Annotated in this window: 10 protein-coding genes and 2 pseudogenes; 4 read left to right on the forward strand and 8 right to left on the reverse strand. The window is 71.1% G+C overall.

Translation table 11 applies throughout. From position 1 onward, the window contains the following. The 3 genes and pseudogenes from ABZ656_RS53355 to ABZ656_RS53365 form a co-directional block, all read right to left on the reverse strand. Window positions 1–93 (reverse strand): annotated as a pseudogene (locus ABZ656_RS53355) (sigma factor-like helix-turn-helix DNA-binding protein); the annotation flags it as partial. Continuing rightward, window positions 90–581 (reverse strand): class II fructose-bisphosphate aldolase, encoded by a 492-nt coding sequence (locus ABZ656_RS53360; protein ID WP_360279338.1) that lies wholly within the window; start codon window positions 579–581, stop codon window positions 90–92. The gene ABZ656_RS53360 and the pseudogene ABZ656_RS53355, both read right to left, overlap by 4 nt. A gap of 32 nt (window positions 582–613) precedes the next feature. After that, complete coding sequence (locus ABZ656_RS53365) at window positions 614–1,504, reverse strand: sugar isomerase (protein WP_101407501.1); 891 nt, start codon at window positions 1,502–1,504, stop codon at window positions 614–616. 156 nt (window positions 1,505–1,660) lie between these two features. Between ABZ656_RS53365 and ABZ656_RS53370 the strand changes: the two genes are divergently transcribed. Then, window positions 1,661–2,440: a DeoR/GlpR family DNA-binding transcription regulator gene (locus ABZ656_RS53370; RefSeq protein WP_101407502.1), complete on the forward strand. Its 780-nt coding sequence runs from the start codon at window positions 1,661–1,663 to the stop codon at window positions 2,438–2,440. A gap of 32 nt (window positions 2,441–2,472) precedes the next feature. On the opposite strand, the gene ABZ656_RS53375 is transcribed toward ABZ656_RS53370, so the two are convergent. Then, window positions 2,473–4,563: a GH92 family glycosyl hydrolase gene (locus tag ABZ656_RS53375; protein ID WP_360279341.1), complete on the reverse strand. Its 2,091-nt coding sequence runs from the start codon at window positions 4,561–4,563 to the stop codon at window positions 2,473–2,475. A gap of 285 nt (window positions 4,564–4,848) precedes the next feature. Here ABZ656_RS53375 and ABZ656_RS53380 point away from each other — a divergent pair, with 285 nt between their 5' ends. Genes ABZ656_RS53380 through ABZ656_RS53390 form a run of 3 tightly spaced genes read left to right on the forward strand, consistent with a single transcriptional unit; the run spans window position 4,849 to window position 7,360 of the window. Continuing rightward, window positions 4,849–5,985: an ABC transporter ATP-binding protein gene (locus ABZ656_RS53380; RefSeq protein WP_101407504.1), complete on the forward strand. Its 1,137-nt coding sequence runs from the start codon at window positions 4,849–4,851 to the stop codon at window positions 5,983–5,985. Then, window positions 5,982–6,689 (forward strand): ABC transporter permease subunit, encoded by a 708-nt coding sequence (locus tag ABZ656_RS53385; protein WP_101407505.1) that lies wholly within the window; start codon window positions 5,982–5,984, stop codon window positions 6,687–6,689. The genes ABZ656_RS53380 and ABZ656_RS53385 overlap by 4 nt, the downstream gene beginning before the upstream one ends. Next, complete coding sequence (locus ABZ656_RS53390) at window positions 6,686–7,360, forward strand: ABC transporter permease subunit (protein ID WP_075025595.1); 675 nt, start codon at window positions 6,686–6,688, stop codon at window positions 7,358–7,360. Before ABZ656_RS53385 ends, ABZ656_RS53390 begins: the two co-directional genes overlap by 4 nt. Before the next feature lie 52 nt (window positions 7,361–7,412). On the opposite strand, the gene ABZ656_RS53395 is transcribed toward ABZ656_RS53390, so the two are convergent. The 4 genes and pseudogenes from ABZ656_RS53395 to ABZ656_RS53410 all read right to left on the reverse strand — a co-directional run. Then, window positions 7,413–8,024, reverse strand: a complete 612-nt coding sequence (locus tag ABZ656_RS53395; RefSeq protein WP_054228753.1) for an ATP/GTP-binding protein — start codon at window positions 8,022–8,024, stop codon at window positions 7,413–7,415. Beyond that, window positions 7,975–8,406, reverse strand: coding sequence for a DUF742 domain-containing protein (locus ABZ656_RS53400; protein WP_060898551.1), 432 nt, complete (start codon window positions 8,404–8,406; stop codon window positions 7,975–7,977). Before ABZ656_RS53400 ends, ABZ656_RS53395 begins: the two co-directional genes overlap by 50 nt. Before the next feature lie 59 nt (window positions 8,407–8,465). After that, entirely contained in the window at window positions 8,466–8,939 is a 474-nt protein-coding gene (locus ABZ656_RS53405) for a roadblock/LC7 domain-containing protein (RefSeq protein WP_054228754.1), read from the reverse strand. A 2-nt stretch (window positions 8,940–8,941) separates the two neighbouring features. Next, window positions 8,942–9,312 (reverse strand): annotated as a pseudogene (locus tag ABZ656_RS53410) (hypothetical protein); the annotation flags it as partial.

Here is a 9,312-nt window from a genome sequence, read left to right on the forward strand (position 1 = left end):
GCCGAGCTCCTCACCGATCTGGGCCTGGGTGCGCTCCTCGACGAAACGCATGTGGATGATCCGGCGCTGACGGTCGTCCAGTTCGGCGATCAGCGCTCGGCGGGGTCGGTGCGGGCGCCGGGCGCGTGCGCGTCGAGCGGCGGCTCACCGTTCTTGCCACCCACCGCCCCCAACTCGGCCTCGATCCAAAGGCCTTGGGCGTGTGCCCAGTCGGCGGCGGCCCGGGTGGCGGCGAGGTTCTCCTCGTACGGCAGCCGGGCCGCGTCGTACATCACCGAGCTGAATCCGGCGGCGGCCGCCTGGCGGAGCAGGTCGTCGCTCTCGACGTGGTCGAGATGCAGCGCGACAGGCACCGAGGCACGTTCGGCGGCCGCGGCGGCGGCCCGGGCCAGTGGCAGCAGCCGCCCGTAGCGGAACTTCACGGCGTTCTCGCTGACCTGGAGGACGACGGGGGCGGCCACGGACTCGGCGCCCGCGATGACGGCCTCGACATGCTCCAGGGTGATGATGTTGAACGCGGCGACGGCGGTCCGCGCCCCGGCCGCGGCGGTGACCAGGTCACCGGTGGCTGCGAGTGGCACAACTCCTCCTTCTGGGTGCGCGGCCCGCCGGCTCAGCGGGCCGACGGGGCGAGGACGACCGAGCGGGTGAGGTGGCGCGGCCGGTCGGGGTCGAGTCCGCGGGCCGCGGCGACGGCGACCGCGAGCCGCTGGGCGCGGACGAGCTCGGCGAGCGGGTCGAGTTCACCCGCCACCCACCGTCCCCCCGTGGCCCGTACCTGCTCGGCCAGCCCTTCGGGGGCCTCGCCGAGCATCCAGGTGGCCGTGCCGGCGGTGGTGATGCTGATGGGCCCGTGCCGGTACTCCATCGCCGGGTACGCCTCGGTCCAGGCCAGGGAGGCCTCACGCATCTTGAGCCCGGCCTCGTTGGCGAGCCCGACGGTCCAGCCGCGGCCCAGGAACGTGAACTGCGCGCAGTCGACCAGCCCTTCGGGCAGCGGGGTCGCGAGCGCGGTGCGCGCGTCAGCGACGACGGCGTCGGCGTGCAGTCCGAGGTGGGCGCGGAGCAGGGTGAGCGCGGTGGTCGCGAACCGGGTCTGCACCACGGAGCGTTCGTCCGCGAAGTCGAGCACGACGAGCTCGTCCGCGAGGTCCGTCACGGGGGTCGCGGGGTCGGCGGTGATCGCTGTCGTCCGGGTACGCCCGCGCAGCCGCCCGAGGAGTTCGAGCACCTCGGTGGTGGTGCCGGAGCGGGTGAGGGCGACCACATGGTCGTAGGAGCGGCTGCCTGGGAACTCCGAGGCGGCGAAGGCGTCCGTCTCACCCTGCCCGGACCCTTCACGCAGCGCCGCGGCGGCCTGCGCCATGAAGAAGGAGGTTCCGCAGCCCACGATCGCGACCCGCTCCCCCGCTTCCGGCAGTGCGCCGCCGTGCGCCTTGGCCTGCTCGGCGGCGCGGATCCAGCACTCGGGCTGGCTGTTCAGCTCATGCTCGACATGGGTCATGCCGTACCCCTCCCACTGACGTCCTTCATGCAAGATAGTGCAAGTTAAGGCCGACTTTCGAGCATAATCAAGCATTTCGAGCGTCGGAAATGCCAGGGAATGCGGTACGCCGGGGGTGCGCTAGGGTCGCGAAGGATCGAGGAACGGAGAGTGCGGATGTCGCGCGACGCCCGCTGGAAGGCGCTGCTGGAACTGCTCGTGGAGCGGGGCCGGCTGGAGGTCGAGCAGGCCGCGGCCGAGCTGGAGGTGTCACCCGCCACGATCCGGCGCGACTTCGACCAGCTCGCCGAGCAGCAGATGCTCGTACGCACCCGGGGCGGCGCGGTCGTCCACGGGGTGTCGTACGAACTGCCGCTGCGCTACAAGACCGCCCGGCACGCCTCGGAGAAACAGCGCATCGCGAAGGCGGTGGCCGATCTCGTCGCGCCCGGCGAGGCGGTGGGCCTGACCGGCGGCACGACCACCACCGAGGTGGCCCGCGCACTGGCCCTGCGCCCCGATCTCGCCTCGGGGTCGCCCGCGCTGACCGTGGTGACGAACGCGCTCAACATCGCGGGCGAACTGGCCGTGCGGCCCCAGTTCAAGATCGTGCTGACCGGCGGGGTGGCCCGCCCGCAGTCGTACGAGTTGGTCGGGCCGCTCGCGGACGGTGTGCTGAGCCAGATCACCATGGACGTCGCCGTGCTGGGCGTGGTCGCCTTCGACGTGACGCACGGGGCGGCCGCCCACGACGAGGCCGAGGCGGCGATCAACCGGCTGCTGTGCGAGCGCGCCGAGCGTGTGATCGTCGCCGCCGACTCCAGCAAGCTGGGCCGGCGCGCCTTCGCCCGGATCTGCGCGGCCGAGTCCGTGGACACACTGGTCACCGACTCGGCGGTGGACGAGGAGACCGTGCGGCGGTTCACGGAGGCGGGGGTCGGGGTCGTCGCCGTCTGACGGCCCCGGCCCCCGCCCGCTCGACGCCGGTTTCACGAACCCTTTCGGTGCGGCGCGGTGACCGTGAGCGTGCGGATGTCGCGGCTGGTGGCGGAGGCGTCGGGCGCGACGAGCACCGTCCTCGGGCCGCCCGGGCGGTGCACGACGACACTGGGAAAGGCCGGTTCGGCCAGGGCTAGTTGCCCTGTGCCGGCGGCTTGCGGGTACATGCCGAGGCTCGCCCACACGGCCCAGGAGGACATCGCGCCGAGGTCGTCGTTGCCGACGAGGCCGTCGGGGCGGTCACTGAACAGGGTGGCCAGTGCGCGGCGCACGGTGTCGCGGGCGCGGTCGGGGCGGCCCGCGAAGTCGTAGGCCCAAGGGGTGTCGAACGACGGCTCGTTGCCGAGGTAGGCGTAGGGCTGGGTGCCGCCCGCGTTGAGCCGGGTGAAGAAGCTGTCGAGGCGGGCGGTGACGGCGGCGTCCCCGCCCATCAGGGTGAAGAGGCCCGGCAGGTCGTGCGGGACCATCCAGGTGTACTGGGCGGCGTTCCCCTCGACGTACTCCTTCGTCTGCGCGGGGGCGAAGGCCGGCCAGGTGCCGTCGGCCGCGCGCGGCTGGAGGTAGCCGGTCGCGGGGTTGAACAGGTTGCGCCAGTTCCCGGAGGCCTTCAGCAGGGTGCCGTAGGCGGCGGTGTCGCCCAGACGGTGGGCGAGCTGGGCCAACGCGTAGTCACAGACGGCGTATTCGAGGGTGGTGGCCGCCGAGCCCCACACTCGCTTGGTGCCGGCGGGGATGTAGCCGAGGGCGTCGTACTGCGCGTGTCCGGGTCGCTGGCGCTCGTCCTCGCGGCCCGCCATGGCGGCGCGCAGCAGGCCGCGGGCGTCGAAGTCGGTGGCGCCGAAGGCGTGGACGGCGGAGGCGATGACGGGCAGCGGGTCGCCGACCATGACGCCGGTGCCGCCGTTGGCGAGGGTCCAACGGTCGAAGTAGCCCGCCTGGAGGCCCTGGTTGAGGACGGACTGCGCGATGTCGGAGGCTTCGTGCGGGGCCAGCAGGGCGAGCAGCTGGACCTGGGAGCGGTAGACGTCCCAGCCGGAGAAGTTCGCGTACTGGACGTGTCCGGCGGGGGCCGTGTGGATGCGGCCGTCCATGCCGGGATAGCGGCCGTCGGCGTCGCTGAAGGCACTGGGGTGCAGGAGCGAGTGGTACAGGGCGGTGTAGAAGACCCGGCGCCGGGTGTCGGTGCCGCCGCCGACACTGATGCGGCCCAGCCAGTCGTTCCACCGGTCGCGGGCGGCCCGCCGGATCTGGTCGTACGGGTTCGCGTGCTGCTCGGCGGCGATGTTCCCGCGGGCGCCGTCGACGCTGACGAAGGAGACGCCGACGCGGACGGTCACCGTGCGTACGTCGGGGCCGAAGGAGACCTGCGCGGCGCCCGGTCTGCCGTCGGGGTGGACGACGTGGGCGAAGGGGTGGTCGAACACGGCGTGGAAGTAGAGCCGGTAGTGGTTGGCGGTCTTGCAGAAGCCGCCGCTGTCGGTGAACCCGGACAGGGTGTCGGTGCCGATGTCGACCGTTCCGGTCGCCGCGTTGAACGCCTTGCCCGCGTCGACGCTCAGCGCGGCGGGGCGGTCGTCGGTGGCCGGGTAGGTGAAGCGGGCGATGCCGGAGCGCTGGGTGGCGGTGAGTTCGCTGCCGATGCCGTTGTCGAAGGTGACCCGGTAGTTTCCGGGTGTCGCCTGCTCGTTGGCGTGCGAGAAGGTCGCCCGCCCGCTGGTGTCGCCGGCGAGCATCGGCATGAAGGGCACGTTGCCGTAGTCCTTGCAGCCGGCCCCGGAGATGTGGGTGAGGCTGAATCCTCGGATCCGGTTGTCCCTGTACGCGTACCCGCCGTGCTGGTAGGTCACCGTGTCCGGGCTCCACTGCACCCCGCCGAGGGGTGCGGTCGCGCCGGGGAAGGTGTTTCCGGCACCGCCGCCATGGCCGAAATCGGCCCCTCCGGGCGCGGTACCGACGAAGGGGTTCACGTACTGGGCCGGGTCGGCCACCGTGTCGTCCGCGGCGGCGGGTGCGGCCGGGGCGGACGACACGACGAGCACGGCGGCGCCGGCCAGCGCGGCCCGGCGGAAGGGGAATCGCAAGTGGGTGTCTCCGGGCTGTGGCGGCAGGGTCGACAGAGCATGAGGGCGACAGTCTCCCGGGGGATGTCGTCGCCTCCGCGCCGCCACGCCCGGAGATCACCCGCACGGCGGAGCGCCCGCTCTCACCCGACCGGCTCGCGCGACGCAACGGGCTCCACCTGCGCACCCTCCACAACCGGCCATCCTGCGATGCCCGAACACACGCGCCAACTGGCTAGACTACGCACCCTCGTGCATGTGATCCGGTCACGTCCGATCACAGCCGTTCCCGAAGGGTTTCGACGCTTGATAGCCATCGAAGATGTCAGCAAGCGATATGCCGACGGCACGGTGGCCGTCGATCGCCTGTCCCTCCAGATACCGAACCACTCGATCACCGTGCTCGTCGGGCCTTCGGGGTGCGGCAAGACCACCACACTGCGGATGATCAACCGCATGATCGAGCCCAGCAGTGGCACGATCCGCGTCAACGGCGAGGACATCCTCCGCAAACCGGTCAACGCCCTGCGCCAGTCCATGGGTTACGTCATCCAGAACGCGGGGCTCTTCCAGCACCGCACGATCCTCGACAACATCGCCACGGTGCCGCGGCTGCTCGGCTGGTCCAAGCAGCGCGCCCGCGCCCGCGCGGCGGAACTGATGGAACGGGTGGGCCTGGACCCGGCCATGGCCCGCCGCTACCCCTACCAGCTTTCCGGCGGCCAGCAGCAGCGCGTCGGTGTCGCCCGCGCACTCGCCGCCGACCCGCCGATCCTGCTGATGGACGAGCCGTTCTCCGCCGTCGACCCGGTCGTCCGGCGTGGTCTGCAGGAGGAGTTGCTGCGCATCCAGGGCGAACTGGGCAAGGCCATCGTGTTCGTCACCCACGACATGGACGAGGCCATCACGATCGGTGACCGTGTCGCCGTGCTGCGCACCGGCGGCAAGCTCGCCCAGTTCGCCGCCCCCGACGAGCTGCTGTCGGCGCCCGCCGACACGTTCGTGGAGGAGTTCCTCGGCGGCGACCGGGGCATCCGCGGGCTGTCGTTCCTGTCCACCCGCGACCTCGAACTCGACCGCTCCCAGGTCTTCCCGGTCGGCAGCGACTGGCAGCAGCTCGCCGGGAAGCCGGGCGGCGCGGGGCCGGTACTGGTCACCGACGCGGACGGAAAGCCGCTGGGCTGGGCCGACCTGACGGTCTGGGCCGGTGACGTCCGGACACTGGAGCCGTACGGGCAGGCCTTCGAGATCGGCAAGGACTCGCTGCGGGTCGCGCTGGACCGGGCGGTGCTCTCGCCCACCGGTCAGGCGGTCGCCGTGGACGGGGCGGGACGCGTGCTGGGGCTCGCCGGGCAGGAGACGGTCGCCGCGGCGATCCGCGCGGCCAGGCAGCGCCGCGCCGCGGACTCCGAGGGCGTCTCCACGGTGAAGGCCGCGCGATGAACGGCTTCTTCGACATCCCGAGCGACCTCCAGAGCAGCTATTTCGGCCTGATCTCCACGCACATGCAGGAGGCGCTGATCCCGGTGCTCGTGGGTCTCCTGCTGGCGTTGCCGATCGGCCTGCTGTGCGTCCGCGTCAACTGGATCTATCCGCCGGTCCTCTGGATCACCACGGTGCTGTACGCGATCCCGTCGATCGCCTTCTTCGTGGTGCTCATCGACTACACCGGGCTGAGCAAGACCACCGTGATGATCCCGCTGACCCTCTACAGTCTGGTGGTTCTCGTCCCGGCGGTCGTCGACGGCGTCCGCTCGGTCCCCGAGGAGACGAACGCCGCCGCCGCGGCGATGGGCATCGGTTCGCTGCGGCGCTACCTCCAGGTCCAACTGCCCATCGCCGTACCCGCGATCATGGCCGGACTGCGCGTGGCGACCGCATCCAGCATCAGTCTGGTCAGCGTCGGCTCGCTGATCGGCAACCAGGGGGCGCTCGGCAACCTGCTCACCACCGCGATGCTCTACCACCGCCCTCTCCTCGCCGTGAACTCGGTGGTCACCACCGCCGTTCTCGCCGTGCTGGTCGACGCCGTGCTCGTCCTGCTGCGCCGCGTGCTCACCCCCTGGCAGCCGGCCTCCGGCCGCAAGGCCGCACGCCGTACGTCCACGATCGCGGGCGCCGCCCGCACACCGGAGAGCGTCTCGTGAACGTACTCAACTTCATTCAGTCCTTCTTCTCCGACGGCTCCCACTGGCACGGGTACGACGGGATCCCGCAGCGTGTGTGGGAACACCTCCAGTACACCGCCGGGGCGCTCGCGATCGCCGCGGCCGTCGGCCTGCCCATCGGCCTGGTCACCGGACACACCGGCCGCGGCGGCAACGCGCTGGCCTTCGTGTCGGCGGGTGCCCGGGCGCTGCCCACCTTCGGGCTGCTGGTGCTGATGTTCGTCTGGCTCGGCCTCGGCATCGTGCCCGTGATGATCCCGCTCGTGGTGCTGGCGGTCCCGCCGATCCTCATCACCACGTACGAGGCGATCCGCACCCTGGATCCCTCCCCCGTCGACGCCGCCCGCGGAATGGGCATGCCGGAGGGGAAGGTCCTGTTCCAGGTCGAGGTGCCGGCGGCGCTGCCGCTGATCCTCAGCGGTCTGCGTTCGGCGGCGATCCAGATCGTGTCCACGGCGACCATCGCGGCCTATGTGAGCCTCGGCGGGGTCGGCCGTTACATCCTGGACGGCCTCTACCAGCGCAACTACGAGAAGGTGGTGGGCGGCGCGGCCCTCACCGCGATCCTCGCGCTGCTCGTGCTGGTGCTGTTCTGGGCCATTGCCCGGGTGGCGGTGTCCCCGGGGGTGCGCAGGCGCCGTACGGCCTGAGGAAAAGGAAAGAGGGGGACGAGCCACAAGGCCCGTCCCCCTCCTCCTTCGTTCACTGCTGCGCGGTCGCCAGGGCGTGTTCGAGGACGACGAGGAGCGCGTCCCGCACGGACCCGCGCTCGCGGGCGTCGAACACGGTGAGCGGCACGTGGTCGCCGACGTCGAGGGCCCACCGTACGTCGTTCAGGTCGTGTTCGACCTTGCCGTCGAAGGCGTTGACGGCCACCGCGAAGGGGATCTCGCGGTGCTCGAAGTAGTCGACGGCCGCGTAGCAGTCGTCGAGCCGGCGGGTGTCGACGATGACGAGCCCGCCGAGGGCACCCTCGACCAGGTCGTCCCACATGAACCCGAAGCGCTCCTGGCCGGGGGTGCCGAACAGATAGAGCTTCAGGGTCGGGTCGAGCGTGACACAGCCGAAGTCCATGGCGACGGTGGTCGTCATCTTCTCCGGGGTGTGGGAGAGGTCGTCGATGCCCGCGGCGACCGAGGTGATGGACGCCTCGGTGGTGAGCGGCTCGATTTCGGAGATGGCACCCACGGTGGTGGTCTTGCCCACGCCGAAGCCGCCCGCGATCACCATCTTGACCGGCATCGGCGGCCGGGGACCCTCGGTGTCAGCGCTCACGGATCGCGCCCCGGGAGTCGGGGATAGCTCGGAGACCATCGATAACCCTTCGCAATACGGTGGCGTCGCGGGCGGATTCGGCCTGCGGTGCGTACAAGGCCAGTTGACCGTCGGCGCGCAGATCGTCGGCGAGCACCCTGATCACATTCAAATGCATCCGCAGTTTCGCCGCGATCTCCGCCAGCGACTGCGGCTGGCGGCAGACCGTGATGATGTCGCGGTGCTGGTCGAAGACGAAGGCGTCCAGCGTGGCCAGACCGAGATCCGTCGCGACGACCTGCGTCTCGATCGGAATCGTCGGCACCAGACTGTCACCGCCGGCGATCCGCCCCGCGGTCAGCAGGAATGGCCTGACGATCGACGGGGGGTGCTCCGCTCCCCATGCGTCGTCGTCGGCGGCTGATGGCTCGCCGGCCGTCATCTCGTCCTCACCCTTCACCTCGCGGGTCGTCCCGGCCTTCGTGACGCCCCCGCCGACCGTCAACCGGTCGGCGCGATCCCCACGGTGTTCTTGAGCTCCATGACCAGTTGCGGGCTCAGCGCGGCACCGGCGCGGTTGGCGAAGAGGGTCATCTCGTACGCGATGTTCCCGAGCTTCGCCTCCTTGGAGGCGACCACGCCGAGCACCGCGCCCGCGCCGAGCGCGGACACCAGGACGTGCCCTTCCTCCAGGTCGATGATGACCTTGTTGAGCCCGCCGAGGCCGTAGTTGCCGGACGCGCCCATGGCGAGGCTCGTGATCCCGGAGACGATGGCCGCGAGCCGCTCCGAGTCCGCCTTGCCGCGTAGTTGGGACACCGCGATCAACAGACCGTCGGAGGACACCCCGATCACGTCGACGACGCCGGCGGTCTCGGTGGCGAAACGATTGAGCAGCCAATTGAAGTCGGCAGCGGCGGCCTTCACGTCCGTCGCCTGTTCCACGGCCGCGGACTCCGGTCCACCTGTCCACATGGTCACTTGCTCATGCCTTCCGGGAATGAGGGTCTGTTGATCTCTGCGCTGGAATCGCCAGAGATGTCGGGACGGCCCCCTGAACGGGCCGACCCGAAGCCGGTACCACGGACCTCTGTCGCGCTCTCGCGCTCGGCCCGCAGGACGGCTTCCTCGAACTCGTCGATCTCGGATCGTGCCGCTTCCGCGTCGGCGGTCTGCCAGGCGGGCGGCCGTGGGTTGGTGATGGTCTGTTTGGGCAGCCGGGTCGAGGCGGTGGTGGCCTGCAGGGTCGCGCCGCGCACGCGCCGCCTGAGCGGACTGGGGCCGCCCTCGCCCGGTCGCGCCGGGGCGCTGCCGGGTGCCGACGGGGCCGTACCGGAGCCGCGCGCGG

Source organism: Streptomyces sp. NPDC007095 (genome assembly GCF_040634475.1).
In the GTDB taxonomy this organism is placed as follows: domain Bacteria; phylum Actinomycetota; class Actinomycetes; order Streptomycetales; family Streptomycetaceae; genus Streptomyces.

Bases quoted from the DNA above. Each gene is read 5' to 3' on its own strand.
- ABZ656_RS53365 (WP_101407501.1), bottom strand. From the start codon at position 1,504: ATGACCCATGTCGAGCATGAGCTGAACAGCCAGCCCGAGTGCTGGATC.
- ABZ656_RS53370 (WP_101407502.1), top strand. From the start codon at position 1,661: ATGTCGCGCGACGCCCGCTGGAAGGCGCTGCTGGAACTGCTCGTGGAG.
- ABZ656_RS53385 (WP_101407505.1), top strand. From the start codon at position 5,982: ATGAACGGCTTCTTCGACATCCCGAGCGACCTCCAGAGCAGCTATTTC.
- ABZ656_RS53395 (WP_054228753.1), bottom strand. From the start codon at position 8,024: ATGGTCTCCGAGCTATCCCCGACTCCCGGGGCGCGATCCGTGAGCGCT.
- ABZ656_RS53400 (WP_060898551.1), bottom strand. From the start codon at position 8,406: ATGACGGCCGGCGAGCCATCAGCCGCCGACGACGACGCATGGGGAGCG.
- ABZ656_RS53405 (WP_054228754.1), bottom strand. From the start codon at position 8,939: ATGTGGACAGGTGGACCGGAGTCCGCGGCCGTGGAACAGGCGACGGAC.